The 15,217-nt window shown below is 70.0% G+C and carries 12 protein-coding genes; 1 reads left to right on the top strand and 11 read right to left on the bottom strand.

The window, feature by feature from the left end; all coding sequences use genetic code 11:
• Positions 1–60: 60 nt before the first annotated feature.
• The 11 genes from QRN27_RS05335 to gabT form a co-directional block, all read right to left on the bottom strand.
• The gene (locus QRN27_RS05335) at positions 61–1,314 is read right to left on the bottom strand and encodes a four-carbon acid sugar kinase family protein (protein WP_285041013.1); all 1,254 of its coding nucleotides are present in this window, start codon (positions 1,312–1,314) and stop codon (positions 61–63) included.
• Positions 1,315–1,363: 49 nt separating this feature from the next.
• Positions 1,364–2,251: an NAD(P)-dependent oxidoreductase gene (locus QRN27_RS05330; protein ID WP_285041012.1), complete on the bottom strand. Its 888-nt coding sequence runs from the start codon at positions 2,249–2,251 to the stop codon at positions 1,364–1,366.
• Positions 2,252–2,485: 234 nt separating this feature from the next.
• The gene (locus QRN27_RS05325; protein ID WP_285041011.1) at positions 2,486–3,757 is read right to left on the bottom strand and encodes an HNH endonuclease signature motif containing protein; all 1,272 of its coding nucleotides are present in this window, start codon (positions 3,755–3,757) and stop codon (positions 2,486–2,488) included.
• Between the two features lie 245 nt (positions 3,758–4,002).
• Positions 4,003–4,710 (bottom strand): FadR/GntR family transcriptional regulator, encoded by a 708-nt coding sequence (locus tag QRN27_RS05320; protein WP_285041010.1) that lies wholly within the window; start codon positions 4,708–4,710, stop codon positions 4,003–4,005.
• A 274-nt stretch (positions 4,711–4,984) separates the two neighbouring features.
• Positions 4,985–5,686: a phosphoribosylformylglycinamidine synthase subunit PurQ gene (gene purQ / locus QRN27_RS05315; RefSeq protein ID WP_194669097.1), complete on the bottom strand. Its 702-nt coding sequence runs from the start codon at positions 5,684–5,686 to the stop codon at positions 4,985–4,987.
• On the bottom strand, positions 5,683–5,943 hold the full coding sequence (gene purS, locus QRN27_RS05310) for a phosphoribosylformylglycinamidine synthase subunit PurS (RefSeq protein ID WP_056779175.1): 261 nt from the start codon (positions 5,941–5,943) through the stop codon (positions 5,683–5,685). The genes purQ and purS overlap by 4 nt, the downstream gene beginning before the upstream one ends.
• A gap of 104 nt (positions 5,944–6,047) precedes the next feature.
• Positions 6,048–7,625: an APC family permease gene (locus QRN27_RS05305; RefSeq protein WP_285041009.1), complete on the bottom strand. Its 1,578-nt coding sequence runs from the start codon at positions 7,623–7,625 to the stop codon at positions 6,048–6,050.
• On the bottom strand, positions 7,622–8,518 hold the full coding sequence (locus tag QRN27_RS05300; RefSeq protein ID WP_285041008.1) for a universal stress protein: 897 nt from the start codon (positions 8,516–8,518) through the stop codon (positions 7,622–7,624). The genes QRN27_RS05305 and QRN27_RS05300 overlap by 4 nt, the downstream gene beginning before the upstream one ends.
• A 230-nt stretch (positions 8,519–8,748) precedes the next feature.
• Positions 8,749–10,107, bottom strand: a complete 1,359-nt coding sequence (locus QRN27_RS05295) for a flavin monoamine oxidase family protein (RefSeq protein ID WP_285041007.1) — start codon at positions 10,105–10,107, stop codon at positions 8,749–8,751.
• 330 nt (positions 10,108–10,437) lie between these two features.
• The gene (locus QRN27_RS05290) at positions 10,438–11,904 is read right to left on the bottom strand and encodes an NAD-dependent succinate-semialdehyde dehydrogenase (protein ID WP_285041006.1); all 1,467 of its coding nucleotides are present in this window, start codon (positions 11,902–11,904) and stop codon (positions 10,438–10,440) included.
• Positions 11,905–12,107: 203 nt separating this feature from the next.
• Entirely contained in the window at positions 12,108–13,472 is a 1,365-nt protein-coding gene (gabT, locus tag QRN27_RS05285; RefSeq protein ID WP_285041005.1) for a 4-aminobutyrate--2-oxoglutarate transaminase, read from the bottom strand.
• Positions 13,473–13,630: 158 nt separating this feature from the next.
• On the opposite strand from gabT, the gene QRN27_RS05280 reads away from it, so the two are divergent.
• Positions 13,631–15,202, top strand: coding sequence for a PucR family transcriptional regulator (locus QRN27_RS05280; RefSeq protein WP_285041004.1), 1,572 nt, complete (start codon positions 13,631–13,633; stop codon positions 15,200–15,202).
• Positions 15,203–15,217 lie beyond the last annotated feature (15 nt).

The following is a 15,217-nucleotide window of genomic DNA, read 5'->3' as shown; positions in this document are numbered from 1 at the left end:
GTTCGCCCATCTTTGGGCGAACGAGCCTCGCGTCGCCCAAAGATGGGCGAACGAAGGGCACTAGGCGGTCCGGCCGAGCGCCGCAAGGACGTCGACGAGGGTCGACGGATCGCCGACATTGCCTGGCACGACGACGTAGAGCTTCTCCTCGTCCTCCGGGGTCACGACGCTCCAGACGCTCACGCCCGGCAGTACCTGGCCGAGCACCCGTGCGCGCCGTGCACCGAGTCCGACCCGGGCGACCTCGGCGGAGGTGATGCCGCCCTTCGACACGACGACCTCCACCGATCGTCGGAGCGCAGCGGTCGCCGACGTCAGCGCGATCATCACGCGCTCGCCGTGGTCGAGCGTGTTGTGCGAGGCGTCCCGTTCCCGCTCCGACGAGATGGCGGCGAACCCCGTCGCGTCGAGTCTCGGTCGTGCGGCGTCCGCCACGGCCCGTCCGGTGGCGACCGCATCCTGGAGGGCGTCGCTCGTGGGGACGATCTCGGCGGGGCCAAACGCCGCCTCGACGGGCGCGAGCTGTCGCGTCGCCCCGATGGTGTGGGAGCCGCAGACGAGGAGCACGGCGACCGGCTCTGCCACAAGCGGCGAGGGGAGCAAGCCGTCGCTCTCGACGCCCGCGATGGCCGCGGCGAGGGGTGACGCGGACCGGACGACCACGTCGGCTCCGTCGGCCCAGGCCGCCGTGATGGCCTGCGCGATGATCCGGACGTCGTCACCGGTCTCCGCGTCCGGAAGGAGCACCGTCCGGGGAGCGGCATCACGGAGCGCTGCACGGAACTCGGCGGCGCCGTCGCGGAGACCCGCCAGATCGAAGTGGGCGGCCTCCCGCCCGGACCGTTCGCGCACGTAGTCGGGCAGGTGCCCCGAGCGGAACGGGAACACGGGGTCTTGGGCGTACTCCGTCTCGTGGGCGGGCAGCGTCTCGTCGCCGATCCGGACGTAGTGGGTGCCGTCGATCGTCGTGCGCCCACCCTCCGGGAAGGCCGGGACGAACACGATGACGCTGCGATCCCCGGTGAAGACGGCGGTCTCGGGGAACACGTGCCCGCGCAGGGTCGAGTCGCCGCGGAGCACGACATGGATGCGTTCTCCCAGACGACGCCCGGCCTCCGCCGCCTGGTCACGAGTGCGTTCGAGGAGCGACACGGCCTCGTCCTCCGGGACGGCGCGGGTGTTGGTGAGCAGGTAGACGGCGTCGGCGGATCCGAGTGCGGTCTCCAGGAGGTCGGCATCCCACTCCAGGAGCACGTCTACGCCGGACGCCGACTGGGTGCCCGTGGGGTCGTCGTCGAGGATGAGGGTCTTCATGCGGTGACCTCCTGATCGGCCGGGTGTGCGGTGTCGGTTCGGAGCCCGCTCACGCGTCGGCATCCTGATAGGTCTCGATCACTCGGGAGTCATCGCGTGCGCCGAGGCCGGCTGCCGCCGCGGCGAGGAAGCGTTCGCGCGCTGCGTCGAGGACGGGGGTCGCGGCTCCGGCAGCGCTCGCCGCACTGGCGACGAGGCCGGTGTCCTTCACGAAGATGTCGACGCGGCTCATGACCGGTGCGTCGGTGTCCTGCAGCATCCGCGGTCCGCGGTCCGACAGCATCCAGGACGCGGCCGCGCCGGACTCGACGAGGGGGAGGACGGCCGCGGGGTCGAGACCGAGCGAGGTCGCGAGTGCGAGCGCTTCCGCGGCAGCGGCGATGTGCACGGCGCAGAGGTGCTGGTTGACGACCTTGATCGCCTGGCCGTCGCCGATCGCCTCGCCGACGATCCTGGCGGTCCCGAGGGCGGCGAGCGGCCCGGTGGCGGCGGCGGTCGCGGTGGGGGAGCCGGAGATGAACATGGTGAGTTCGCCGGTGCTGGCGCGTGCCACGCCGCCGGTCACCGGGGCGTCGACGACTGCTGCGCCCGCGGCTTCGAGGCGGGCTGCCTGGTCGATGACGGAGGCGGGCCCCACGGTGCTCATGATGATCCAGGTCTGGCCGGCTGGGTCCGTGTCGGTGAGGGCGAGGTCGACGAGTTCGGCGAGTTGATCGGGTGTCGCGACCATGACGACGACGGTGTCTGCGCGGGGTGCTTCGGTGATCGACCCGACCGCGGCGACGCCGGCGGCGGACGCGCGTTCCCGTGCGGCGGGGAAGGGGTCGACGCCCGTGACCTGGTGTCCGGCCGCCGCGAGCTGAGTGGCCATCGGGAGGCCGATCGCGCCGATGCCGACGAAGGTGATGGTGGATGCGGGCTGTGGCGTCGATGCCATGGAGTCCTCCAGGAGATTGGTTGGACCAATCGTACCGGCGGTGGTGTGCAGAGGCAAGCATCGGAGCCACACCTCCGGTCACTGAGCCTGTCGAAGTGCTCACGGGGAACCCTTCGACAAGCTCAGGGACCAGAGTGTTCCGGGCAAACTTCTTCCGGGCAAACTTCTTCCGGTCACTGAGCTTGTCGAAGTGCCCACGAAGATCCCTTCGACAGGCTCAGGGACCGGAGATGGTCAGAATGGCGCGGGGTCCGGCTCGGTTCGATGGCGTTTGCCGTCGGGTGTGGTCCAGTCCAGCACCCCGCCGGGGCGGTGGCTGAGGTTCCAGCCGGGGAGGTGTTTCATCCGGTGGTGGTGTCGACAGAGGCAGGCGAGATTCCCGACATCCGTCGTGCCGCCGTCTTCCCACGCGAGCGAGTGGTCGAGGTCGCAGGCCCGAGCTCGCCTCCCGCAACCGGGTGCCCGACACGTGCCGTCCCGAAGCCGCACCGCCCGCTGCAAATCGGCGGGAACGCGATACTGCTTCCGCCCGACGGAGAGGACGGCGCCGGTTTCCGGCTGGACCAGGATCCGGGTCAAGCTCGGCGCGTTCACCGCAAGCCGGGCGGCGGTCTCCGGGTCGATCGGGCCGTAGCCGTCGAGCGTCGCGGGTGCATCGGAGACACCGGCCACGCTGAGCGCCGGGACCGTGATCTGCACGGTCGGCTTGAGGTGCTCCTGGACCTCGATCGGGTGCGGGAGCGCCGGGCTCGACATCACATCTTCCGGGGTCACTCCGGTGAGGGCGAGGGCTGCGAGGGCGTCCGCCTGGAGTTGCGCGCAGGTGCGGGTATCCCCGGCGGCGCGTGACTCCGCGGCCGCTGATTCGACGCGCTCGATGATGCCCTGCGCAACCGGTGCGGTGGTGAAGAGGTGCACCCACGCCATGCCGTCGGCTGCGGGCTCGAACTCGAGGCGGCGGTCAGCCTCGGACCGATGGGCTCGGGCGGTGATCGACTCGGGGTGGAGGCGCTCGCGCAGGACGCGGGCTCGCTTCCGAAGGTTCGCGTTGGTGAATCGTTCTGCGACTGGCAACACTGCCTCCAGGAACGCCGCCCGACCCGCGGTCGGCACGTCGCTGAGCTGGTCGACGATGGTCTGGGCGTGCCGGGCAGAGATGCGGCCGGCTTCGAGCGAGGCGAGCACGGCAGGTGCCTCGTTGACGAGCCGTTCCGCGTCGTTCGTCGCCCGTTGGACCGTCTGCTCAGGCGTTCGCGTCGCCATGGCGAGGGCAGCGCAGGTGGACCGGCGTGAGAGGGCCTGGCGTTCGGCCGGTGGGTACACGGCCGGGACGACCGAGTCGGCGAGGGCGTCGGCGTAGGCCGCCGAGCGGGCCAAGAGCCGCGCCGCCCGAGCGGCCAACACGGCTTGCTGTCGACAGATCTCCGCATACTCGTCCGAGAACTCCGCGAGCTGCGCGGCGTACTCATCGCCAGCTCGAACTTTGGTGTTGGTGCTCTCGGTCATGACTCCAGTCCAACATGGACCACTGACATTCCAGATTCTGATCTGCGTCGGCGGTGGGCGTCCCCTCGTGTGCCCTTCGACAAGCTCAGGGACCGAACGCCGAAGGCGGTGCGCGAGGCCCAGGGACCGAGACTCGCGGCCCTTTGAATGGCTCGGAGGGGAGGGCGTGCTGGATGGAGGTCTACCCTGGGCACCTCGACAAGCTCAGTGAGCTGAACGGGTCCCGGCTCGGAGGGCCGAGCAGGTCAGCGCAGGCGGTCGTCGACGCCGAGCTGCAACCAGTCCTCGAAGTGCTGATGCATCGCCCGCCGTGCGGCATCGCCGTCCCGTGCCGCCAGGGCCTCGACCACCGCGTAGTGCACGCTGTCCGTCCGTCGAATGCCGCGATCGTCCGGCTGCTCCACCTCGACCGCCTGGAGGCGACGCTGCCGGATCGTCTCCCGCAGCACATGACTGAACCCATCGTGCATGAGCCGGAGGATCGGATCGTCGACGATCGAGTTCAACCGGGTGTGGAAGGTCACGTCCGCCTCCAGCGCCAGCTCGTGATCCTCGCTCAGGGTCGCGGCGATCATCCGGTCGACGTCCGCGCGCAGCAGTTCGACCTGCTCGTCACTCACCAACCCGGCGGCCGCCTCCGCGACGGTCTCCTCGAGGAGCATCCGCGACCGCGCGAACTGCGCGTCCGTGAGGTACCCGAGCTGGCGGGAGATCGTGAACCAGCTGCGGACGAAGTCGTCTCCGGGGGCATCGATGTACGTGCCTCTGCCCTGGGTGCGATGCAGGAAGCCGAGCCGTTCGAGCACGGCGAGTTGCTCACGGAGGGCTCCTCGGCTCATCTGCAGGGCTTCGCCGAGTTCACGTTCCGGCGGCAGGCGTCGAGCGGCGGTGCCTGGCTCCAGGGTCGCCAGTTCCACAAGCTTCCCGACGAGCGCCTCGAGCGGCTCCGACATGCTGCCCCCTCGATTGGTCCGACCAGTGACGATGGTAGCCGGTGGTGCCCTTCGACAGGCTCAGGGACCGGGTGTGGGGTCGGGGACCGCGGCGGCTCGGATGGGGGAGCGCCCTTCGACAGGCTCAGGGACCGGAGGGGTTCAGGGACCGGGGGAGGGTTCGGGGGTGGGGCCGAGGGGCTCAGGGTCCGGGTGCGAGGCCGAGGACCCGCCCACCGACGCAAGCACGCCCGCCCCGACGGATCGGGACGGGCGTGGAGGTGACGGCTGCTGGCTAGACGGCCTGGAGGGCCTGCACCGCACTGGTGAAGAAGGCGAGGCCGTCGACACCGGAACGCATGGCGAGCGGGGTGTCGGGACCGAAGCCCGGCTCGATGGCGTGCTCGGGGTGCGGCATGAGCCCCACCACGTTGCCGGCCGGGTTCGTGAGGCCGGCGATGTCGTCGAGCGAGCCGTTCGGGTTGACGCCGGCATAGCGGAACGCGACGAGCCCCTCGCCCTCGACGCGCTTGAGCGTCTCGGCATCGGCGATGTAGCCACCGTCGGCGTTCTTGAGGGGGATCGTGATCTCCTGCCCCTTCGAGAACTGGTGGGTCCAAGCGGTGTCCGCGTTCTCGACCGTGAGCAACTGGTCGCGACGGATGAACTGCTGGTGGGCGTTCCGGATGAGGCCGCCGGGCAACAGGTGCGCCTCGACGAGCATTTGGAAGCCGTTGCAGATCCCGAGGATGGGCATGCCCTTCCCGGCGGCGTCCTTGAGCTCCGTCATGATCGGCGACACGGCCGCGATCGCGCCGGCCCGCAGGTAGTCGCCGTAGCTGAAGCCTCCGGGGAGGATCACCGCATCGACACCCTTGAGGTCGTGGTCGCCGTGCCAGAGCGCGACGGGCTCCGCATCGGCCATGCGGACGGCGCGCTGGGCGTCGCGGTCGTCGAGTGAACCCGGGAAGGTGATGACGCCGACGCGGGTGGTCATGCCTCGGAGCCCTCGGGGTAGTGGATCGCCACGACGTCCTCGATCACGGCGTTCGACAGGATGTCGTCGGCGATCTGCTGCACCGTCGCGCGCGTCGCGTCGGTGATGGGGCCCTCGACCGTGAGCTCGAAGCGCTTCCCGATGCGGACATCGGTGAACTCGCTCTTGCCGAGACGCGCGAGGGCGCCGGCGACGGCCTTGCCCTGGGGGTCCAGCAGTTCGGCTTTCGGCATGACTTCTACGACGATGGTCGGCACGGAGATCTCTTTCGTTGCGACGCGGCGGGGATGGGAACAGTCTAGCGTCGAGCGCACGACACCCGTCCGATGGGAAGCGTCGGACGGGTGTCGGGATCGGTCGGTCACTCGGGCAGTGCGGCGTCCGCCTCGTTCGCGTCGCCCGCGATGCCGCGTGCGAGGGTCTTGTTGCGGAAGAAGTCCGGACGGAGCTTCGCCTGGATGAACATGATCACGATGCCCGCCACGATGATGATCATGCCGAGGATGAACACGAGGCCGACGCCACCGATGTTCGAACCAGAACCGTACGACGGGTCGGCGCTCTCGATGATCGTCGTGAAGAACAGCACACCCAGGATGAGGCCACCGAGGAGTGGGGCGACGAACTGGAAGAAGCAGTTCCGCACGCTCGAGAACCACTGCTTCCGGAAGTACCAGACGCACGCGAACGCGGTGAGTCCGTAGTAGAAGCAGATCATCATGCCGAGCGTGGTGATGGTGTCCCAGAGCACGTCCTCGGAGATGAAGCGCATGACCGCGTAGAACACCGAGGCGACGACACTCGAGACGATCGTGGCGTAGCCGGGCGTGAAGAACTTCGGGTGCACCTTGGAGAACTTCGGCGACAGGGCGCCGTAGTGGCCCATGGCGAGCAGGGTGCGCGCCGGTGAGACGAAGGTCGACTGCAGGGAGGCCGCCGAGGACGACAGCACGGCGATCGACACGAGGATCGCCAGGGGCCCGAGGATGGGGCCCGCGAGTGAGAAGAACACGTTGCCCTGGATGTCCTCGTTGCCGAGCCCGAACTCCCCGTCGCCGACACCCGCGTAGTTGATGAGGGCGACCGACAGGAACAGGTACAGGACGACGATGATGACGACGGTGGCGGTGGCCGCCTTGCCGGGCGTCGAGCTCGAACCCTTCGTCTCCTCGCTCATCGTCAAGGTGACGTCCCAACCCCAGAAGATGAAGATCGAGAGCGACAGGCCGGCGGCGAACGCACTGAACGAGCCGACCGCGAACGGGTTGAACCAGTCGAGCGAGATCGGCAGGGCGTCGAACGCGTCGCCGCCCGCGACGTGCGCGAACGCGACGATGCCGAACAGCACCATGACGAGGAGCTGGAAGCCGACGAGCACGTACTGGAGCTTCTGCGTCGTCTGCATGTCGCGATAGGAGATGAGCGTCGCACCGAGCATGAACGCGAGACAGGTGATGACGTTGATGAACGGGTTCGACGTCAGGCCGGCGATGTCGGGGTTCTGGAAGATCTGCGACAGCATCAGGTAGAAGAAGTCGACCGCGATGCCAGCGAGGTTCGACAACACGACGATCGTCGCCGCGATGAGGCCCCACCCGGCCATCCACCCGACCCAGGGACCGAACGCGCGCGTCGCCCAGGTGAACGAGGTGCCGGAATCCGGCATGCGGCTGTTGAGTTCGCGATAGCCGAAGGCGACGAGCAGCATCGGGATGAAGCCCACGAGGAAGATCGCGGGCACGTGGGTGCCGACCTCCGCGACCGTCGGGCCGAGTGCTCCGGTGAGGGTGTACGCGGGCGCGATGCACGAGATGCCGATGACGATCGCGCCGACGAGGCCGACGGTCCCGGCACCGAGGCCCTTCTTGGAGAGGGCGCCGGTGGCCGTCGTCTCGGGGTGGGCGACGTCGCGTGCCGGGGTGGATTCGGGAGGAGTCATGTCGGGTCTCCGAGGGTCAGCACGGAGTCGCGGGGTACGACCACCATGGGTACGGGGAGCTCGCGCAGCATCTTCGCTGCGGTGGAGCCGAGGAAGAGGTGCTTCGGGGTGGCGAGCCGGCTGGACCCGACGAGGACGATCTCCGCCGGCTTCCAGTCGAGCCCGGCGACGGCGTCCTCGATGCGGGTGCCGGAGGCGATCTCCGTGGTGACGTCGACGTCGGACGGCAGATGCTCGGTCGCGTACGCGAGCACCTCCGCCGCGTGTGCCTCGGCCCGGGTGGTCGCCTCGGGGTGCTCGGCGCCCTCCGGCTGGTCGAGGGCGACGAGCGACACGAGACGGAGCGGGATGACCGCGTTCTTCGCGACGACGATCGCCGCGTCGAGCAGCTGGTGTGCGCCGGCCCTGGTACCGATCGCGCAGGTGATGCGGCTGACCGTCCCGCCGGTGGGTTGCGCCTCGAGGAGGTCGCGACTCCCGACCGGTGCGAGGGCGACCGGAACGACCGCCGAGTGCAGGAGGGTGTTCGCGACGCTCCCGAGGGTGAACCGCCCGAGGAGTCCGCCACGGGCCGCGCCGATGATGATGAGCCCGCCCTCGAGGATGCGGGAGGCCTCCAACAGCCCTTCCGCGAACGACTCGTCGTACACGAGGTGGGTCTTCGCCGTTACATCGGAGGGGACGGCGGCCAAGGCGTCCGCGAGCCAGCGTTCGGCGGTCTCGCGGAGGAACCGTTCGTAGCCGGGGTCCGCCGGCGTGATCGTCGGGCGCTCCTCGTTGGCGAGCACGAGGACGATGTCGAGACGCGCGCCCGTCGTCCTCGCGATCCTGATGCCGAGCGCCAGCGCATCGCGACCGGCCGGGGTGTCGGTGTAGCCGACGATGTATCTCATCTGGTGTTCGCTTTCGATCGGGTGCGAGCGTGTGATGGCGGTTCCTGCCCTTCGACAAGCTCAGGAACCGTCGGTCGAAGAACAGGGACCGGGATCGGGATGCACGGCGGTGTGCGGGTGTTTCGTTGGTGCAGGGTATCGACGGGGGTGGCCCTTCGACAAGCTCAGGGACCGGACTGTGGGTGGAGCGGACTGCGGCCGGGGAGCGGAGCGCCCGCTCCCCGGACCGCTTACGCCTGGTGGCGGGCGATGATCGCCGCGGCGGTGTCGGCGCCCTTGCGGATCGCGCCGTCGACGTGCTGGTAGCCCTCGGCTGCGAGGTCGCTCGTCGACCAGTAGATCGGTCCGACTGGCGTCGACTGCATGGCGCCGTAGCGGGACAGGCCGCCGAGGTCGAAGCTGGCCGCGTACGCACCGCGGGTCCACTCCTCGCTACCCCAGTCGCTCTCGTAGTACACGACGGGCGACAGTGCCTGCTCGCCGTAGTAGTGGGAGAGCGAGGTGAGGATCCGTTCGCGGCGCTCCTCGGCGCTCAGCTTGAAGACCTCGTCGGCGCGTTCGTCCGAGACGAACCCGACGAGGGTGCCGCGTGGGTCTTCGTGGTTGGTGTTGTCGTACGCCTCGTGGACGAGCTCGTACGGGCTGAACGCGGTGGCGGAGAGCCCGTCCTCGCGCCAGAACGGCGTCTCGTACACCGCGTGCACCTTGATGACGAGACCGAGCGACATGTGCTGGTGCATCTGGTGGCTGAGCCGCGGCAGCGGCGGCTGGAAGTCGATCCGCGAGTACAGGTTCGGCGGGACCGCGACGATCGCGTAGCGTGCGTTGACCGTCACCTTGTCGGCCTCGGCGGAGACGCCGGTGTCAGACCACTCGAGTCGGCGGACGGGCGAGGAGAGGTGGACGTCGTCGCCGAGGGCCTCCGCGAGCTTGATCGGGACCTGCTGCAGCCCGCCGACGACCCGCTTGTCGAGGATGAAGTCCGCCTCGACGAGGTGGGTGAAGCTGCCCGCCGACGCCGCCATGAGCAGTGCCTGCAGCAGCGAGAAGGAGTGCGAGGGCTTCGTGAGCATCGCGGCGGCGATGAACAGGGCGATGTTGTCGCGCGCTTCGACGTCGTCGGTCTGCTCCGCCAGCCAGGCGCTCCAGGAGATGCGGTCGTACTCGGTCGCCTGCTCGTGCGCCCACGGCTCGGTGACCCCGACCTGCTCCACGAGCTCGTCGAGGAGGGTGATCAGTCGCTCCATCTCGGCGGCCGTCGACTCGGCCACGGGGAAGATGTCGCCCGTGAAGCGGGTCCGCACGCCGTCGGCGTTGACGTAGACGCTGTCGCCCTCGCGGTAGCGGGAGTAGGTGTCGAGCCCCAGCTCGTCGAGCGTGGCGAGGAGTGCCGTCTGGTCCGGGGAGACCCACTGACCGCCGAGCTCCAGCATCGCGCCGTCGATGTGGTTCGTCCACAGTCGGCCACCCACGCGGTCGCGAGCCTCCAGGACGGCGACGGACAGGCCGGCCGCGCGGAGCTTGGTGGCGGCGGTGAGCCCGGAGGCCCCGGCGCCGATGATGACGACGTCGCGTTCGATAGCGCTCATGAGGGTGTCTTCCTGTTCAGGGCCCTTCGACAAGCTCAGGGACCGGGGGGTGCTCGGGAACGGGTGGTGCGGGTGGTGCTCGGGAACGGGTGGTGCTCGGGAACGGGTGGTGCGGGTGGTGCGGGTGGTGCACGGGAACGGGTGGTGCGGGTGGACCGGGGTGATGCTGGCGGCCGGGGTGCTTGGGTTGTTGCCCGGTCGGGATCCGCGTCGATAGTCGAGTATGGCGGTTCGCGCCGTCGGATGGAACCTCCGGTGTCGATCTCGACGGTCGATCCGGCGGACGGCGACGCTTTCGGTCGTCGCCCGCCGGACCGGCGGTGGCGACCGTCAGTCGATGGGCGTCATGGTGTACTTCGGGTACAGGTACTCGTGGATGCCCTCGAGCCCACCCTCTCGGCCGATGCCGGACTGCTTGATGCCGCCGAACGGAGCAGCCGCGTTGGAGATGACGCCGACGTTCAGGCCCATCATGCCGGTCTCCAGCTTGCCGATCATGCGCTGTCCGCGCGCGAGGTCGGTGGTGAAGACGTAGGAGACGAGGCCGTACTCGGTGTCGTTCGCGAGGCGCACGGCGTCGTCCTCGTCGTCGAAGGGGACGATCGCGAGGACCGGGCCGAAGATCTCCTCGCGGAGGATGTCGGACCCGGGGACGACGCCCGTGACGACGGTCGGCTGGAAGAAGGTCCCGGCCCCCTCGACGGCCTCGCCACCGGTGAGCACCTCGGCGCCACGTCCCACGGCGTCGGCGACGAGCGTCTTCGCCTTCGTGACCGCCCGGTCGTCGATGAGTGGGCCGATCGTGACGCCGTCCTCGGTGCCGCGGCCGATGCGGAACGCCCGCACCCGCTCGGTGACGCGCTTCGCGAACTCGTCGGCGACGTCGCGGTGGACGATGAAGCGGTTGGCGGCGGTGCACGCCTGCCCGATGTTCCGGAACTTCGCCGCCATCGCGCCCTCCACGGCCTTGTCCAGGTCGGCGTCCTCGAACACCACGAACGGGGCGTTGCCGCCGAGCTCCATGGAGGTGCGGAGGACGTTCTTCGCCGACTGCTCGATGAGCTTCTGGCCCACCGGCGTCGAGCCGGTGAAGCTGAGCTTCCGGAGGCGCGGGTCGGCGATGATCGGTGCGGACACGGCCGAGGAGCTGGCCGTGGTGATGACGTTCACGACCCCGGCCGGGAGACCGGCGTCCTCGAGCAGCTTCACGAAGTACAGGGTCGTCAGCGGGGTGAGCTCTGCCGGCTTCACGACGACCGTGCACCCGGCGGCGAGCGCCGGAGCGATCTTGCGGGTCGCCATCGCGAGCGGGAAGTTCCATGGCGTGATGAGGAAGCAGGGCCCGACGGGGTGCTGAGAGACGGTCATCATGCCGGTGCCCTCGGGGTTGGACCCGTAGCGACCCGAGATGCGGACGGCCTCCTCGGAGAACCAGCGGAGGAACTCGCCGCCGTAGGTCACCTCGCCGTTCGCCTCGGCGAGCGGCTTGCCCATCTCGAGCGTCATGAGCAGGGCGAACTCGTCCCGACGCTCCTGGAGGAGGTCGAACGCCTTCCTGAGGATGTTCGAACGGGTGCGGGGCGCGGTCGCAGCCCACTCATCCTGGGCGGCGACGGCGGCGTCGAGCGCGGCGGTGCCGTCCGCCACGGAGGCATCGGCGATGGTCTTGATGACGTCGCCCGTGGACGGATCGCTGACCGTGAGCGTGCCGCCGTCGGACGCGTCACGCCAGACACCGCCGATGAAGAGGCCGTTCGGGACCTTGCTGAGCAGTTCGGTTTCGCGTGCATCGGTCATGGGTGGAGCTCCTTGCTGGGGTCGATGGCGTCGGTGACAGTGTTTCAGCGTGTGTGCCCCTCGACAAGCTCGGGGAGCGGGGTTGCGGTGTCGTGGAGTCGCCGGGGGTGCTGGGGAGCGGGCTCGTGTCGTTCCGCCCGTCGGCCGGCTCAGGGACCACCCGTCGACAGGCTCAGGGACCACCGCCGCCGACGGGTGGGTCGTCAGCTCGTGGCGAGCGCCTCGAGCACGACGTCGAGTCCTTCGTCGAGCAGCTCGAGCGGGATGGTGAGCGGCGGGAGGAACCGCACCACGTTGCCGTAGGTGCCGCAGGTGAGCACGATCACACCGGCCTGGTGCGAGGCTTTCGCGACGCGTGCGGTGAGCGTCGCATCCGGTTCGCCGGTCGCGAGGTCGACGAACTCGACGGCCATCATGGCGCCGCGCCCGCGGATGTCGCCGATGCGCGGGTCGGTCGCCTGTGCGGCGGTGAACCGTTCGACGATGCGAGTCTCGATCGCACGGGCCGCAGCAGCCAGGTCGTCCTCCTCGTACGCCTCGATGGCGGCGAGGGCGGCGACGCAGGCGAGCGGGTTCCCGCCGTAGGTGCCGCCGAGACCGCCGGCGTGCGGGGCGTCCATGATGTCGGCACGACCGGTCACGGCCGAGAGCGGCAGCCCGCCAGCGATGCCCTTGGCGGTGATGATGAGGTCCGGGACGACACCGAAGTGCTCGGACGCGAACATGGCACCGGTGCGGGCGAACCCGGTCTGCACCTCGTCGGCGATGAAGACGACGTCGTTCGCGCGGGCCCAGTCGAGCAGGGTGGGGAGGAAGCCGTCCGCCGGCACGATGAAGCCGCCCTCGCCCTGGATGGGTTCGATGATGATCGCCGCCAGGTTGTCCGCGCCGATCTGCTTCTCGATCTGTGTGATCGCCCGCTGCGCCGCCTCGGCGCCGGACAGTCCTCCGTCACGGAACGGGTAGGAGAGGGGCGCGCGGTACACCTCGGAGGCGAACGGCCCGAAACCGCTCTTGTAGGGCATCGACTTCGCGGTGAGGGCCATCGTGAGGTTGGTGCGGCCGTGGTACGCGTGGTCGAACGCGACGACCGCCTGCTTCTTCGTGTGGCTGCGCGCGATCTTGACGGCGTTCTCGACGGCTTCCGCACCGGAGTTGAACAGCGCCGTGCGCTTCGCGTGGTCACCCGGGGTCAGTCGGTTCAGGGCTTCGGCGACCTCGACGTAGGAGTCGTACGGGGTGATCGTGAAGCAGGTGTGGGTGAACTCCTGGAGCTGACGGGTCACCGCTTCGACCACGCGTGGGTTGCTGTTGCCGACACCCGTCACGGCGATCCCGGATCCGAGGTCGATGAGCGAGTTGCCGTCGACGTCGACGAGGACGCCGCCGCCGGCGCCCGCTGCGAAGACGGGCATCGTGGTACCGACACCGGACGCGACCGCAGCGTGTTTCCTGGCCATGAGCTCCTCGGAGATCGGTCCGGGGATGGCGGTGACGAGACGACGCTCCTGGGGGAGTGAGGGTCCGCCGAGGACGTCGGTCGTGGGGGCGCTGCTCGTGCTCGTCATCGATGCTCCGTTCGATCTGGCGGTCGGACGTCGCTCCTCGACGTCGGCCGCTCGTGATGCAGCCATGCTAGGCAGCGCGGGTCCGCCGGACACTCGACACTTCGTCGATGTTGAGCATCACCATTGGACAGATCGGCACCGCGACGTAGACTCGCGCCATGGCCCCGTCGCTGCAGCACCTCCTCGACCGTCACGCCCTCGGTCTCCGGCTCGTCGTCGCCGGAACGGCAGGATCGCTCGAGCGTCCGGTGGCCTGGGTGTCGAGCTCCGACCTCCCGGACCCGACCCCGTTCCTGATCGCGGACCAGGTCGTCCTGACGACCGGCACCCAGTTCGGCACGGCCGTCTCCGCCACGCAGGTGGAGGCGTACGTCGCCCGGCTCGCGGCGGCAGGGGTCGCCGGCCTCGGGTTCGGGACCGAGGTCATCACCGCCGGCCCGCCGTCGGAACTCGCCCAGGCCTGTGCCGAGCACGGCCTCCCGCTGTTCGAGGTGCCCTACCGCACGCCCTTCATCGCGGTCATCCGCTATGCCGCGGACCTCATCGCCGAAGCCGACCGGGAACGCGACGCCTGGGCCCTCGCCGCTCAGCGGTCCATCGCCTTCGCGGCGCTCCGCCCGGACGCCTCGCGCGCGGTCGTGACCGAGCTCGCCCGAGCGCTCGGTGCCTGGGTGGTGCTGCTCGACGCCCACGCCGCGACCATCGCCGACGCCGCTGCCGACGGAGGGCGGCTCCGCGGCCGAGACCGCCTCGTCGAGCGGGTCGCGGAGGAGGCGCAGGGGCTCCTCCGACGCGGCCAGCGATCCGGGGCGACGTTCACGAGCCCGAGCGGGACGGTCTCGCTGCAGACGCTCGGCCGCCGCGGCGACCTCCGCGGGGTGCTCGCGATCGGCGGCGCCGACGGCCCGCTCGACGCTGCGGCCCAGGGCGTCGTGACCTCCGTCGTCGCGATCACCGGCCTCACGCTGGAACAGGGCGGCGCGCTCGGACGCGCCGGTCGGTCGTTGCGGGTCGGCGTCTGGCGATTGCTGCTCGCCGGTGAGCCCGACGCCGCCAGGGCCGTCGCGGAGGAACTCGCGACCCCACTCCCGACCGGCACGGTCCGTGTCGGTGTCGCGACCGCCGCCGACGACGGCCGTGATGCGCTGCTCAGCGAGCTCGAGCGCGCCGCGGCGCTCGCCGCCGGGGACCTGTTCGTGGCGGAACACGACGGCCGACTGTCCCTGCTCGCATCCGACGCTCCCGGCACGGACGCCGCGCTCGAGGGGCTGTTCGGCGGCACGCCCGGCCGGCACCTCGGGCTGTCGCGTGCGGTCGGACTCGCGGACCTCGACCTCGGCACTGGGCAGGCGGTGTCGGCCCACGCGCAGGCGACGGCCGAGGGGCGGCCGATCGAGCGGTTCGGGGCGGTCGCGGTCGGTGGGATGACCGGTCTCCTCGACGCCGCACGGTCACGTCCGGTCGCCGAGGACCTCCTGGGGCCCGTGCTGCTCGCCGATCGCGAGGAGGGTTCAGCACTCGTCGAGAGCCTCCGGCAGTGGCTCGAGGCCAACGGGCAGTGGGATCCGGCCGCGAAACGCCTCGGGATCCATCGGCACACGCTGCGCAACCGGATCACCAGGGTGGAGCGGCTGCTGGGGCGCCCGCTCGACACCTTCGCGGCACGGACCGAGGTCTGGCTCGCTCTCGTGAGTCTCGACGATGCGGGCTCGGGCACCCCGCTCGACTGATCTGCGTGCCTCCAG

Origin of the sequence: Plantibacter sp. LMC-P-059a, assembly GCF_030209505.1 — a bacterium.
GTDB lineage: Bacteria > Actinomycetota > Actinomycetes > Actinomycetales > Microbacteriaceae > Plantibacter.
This window is presented reverse-complemented; position numbering and strand designations above follow the sequence as displayed.

Bases quoted from the DNA above. Each gene is read 5' to 3' on its own strand.
- QRN27_RS05335 (WP_285041013.1), bottom strand. From the start codon at position 1,314: ATGAAGACCCTCATCCTCGACGACGACCCCACGGGCACCCAGTCGGCG.
- QRN27_RS05330 (WP_285041012.1), bottom strand. From the start codon at position 2,251: ATGGCATCGACGCCACAGCCCGCATCCACCATCACCTTCGTCGGCATC.
- QRN27_RS05325 (WP_285041011.1), bottom strand. From the start codon at position 3,757: ATGACCGAGAGCACCAACACCAAAGTTCGAGCTGGCGATGAGTACGCC.
- QRN27_RS05320 (WP_285041010.1), bottom strand. From the start codon at position 4,710: ATGTCGGAGCCGCTCGAGGCGCTCGTCGGGAAGCTTGTGGAACTGGCG.
- purQ (WP_194669097.1), bottom strand. From the start codon at position 5,686: ATGACCACCCGCGTCGGCGTCATCACCTTCCCGGGTTCACTCGACGAC.
- QRN27_RS05305 (WP_285041009.1), bottom strand. From the start codon at position 7,625: ATGACTCCTCCCGAATCCACCCCGGCACGCGACGTCGCCCACCCCGAG.
- QRN27_RS05300 (WP_285041008.1), bottom strand. From the start codon at position 8,518: ATGAGATACATCGTCGGCTACACCGACACCCCGGCCGGTCGCGATGCG.
- QRN27_RS05295 (WP_285041007.1), bottom strand. From the start codon at position 10,107: ATGAGCGCTATCGAACGCGACGTCGTCATCATCGGCGCCGGGGCCTCC.
- QRN27_RS05290 (WP_285041006.1), bottom strand. From the start codon at position 11,904: ATGACCGATGCACGCGAAACCGAACTGCTCAGCAAGGTCCCGAACGGC.
- gabT (WP_285041005.1), bottom strand. From the start codon at position 13,472: ATGACGAGCACGAGCAGCGCCCCCACGACCGACGTCCTCGGCGGACCC.
- QRN27_RS05280 (WP_285041004.1), top strand. From the start codon at position 13,631: ATGGCCCCGTCGCTGCAGCACCTCCTCGACCGTCACGCCCTCGGTCTC.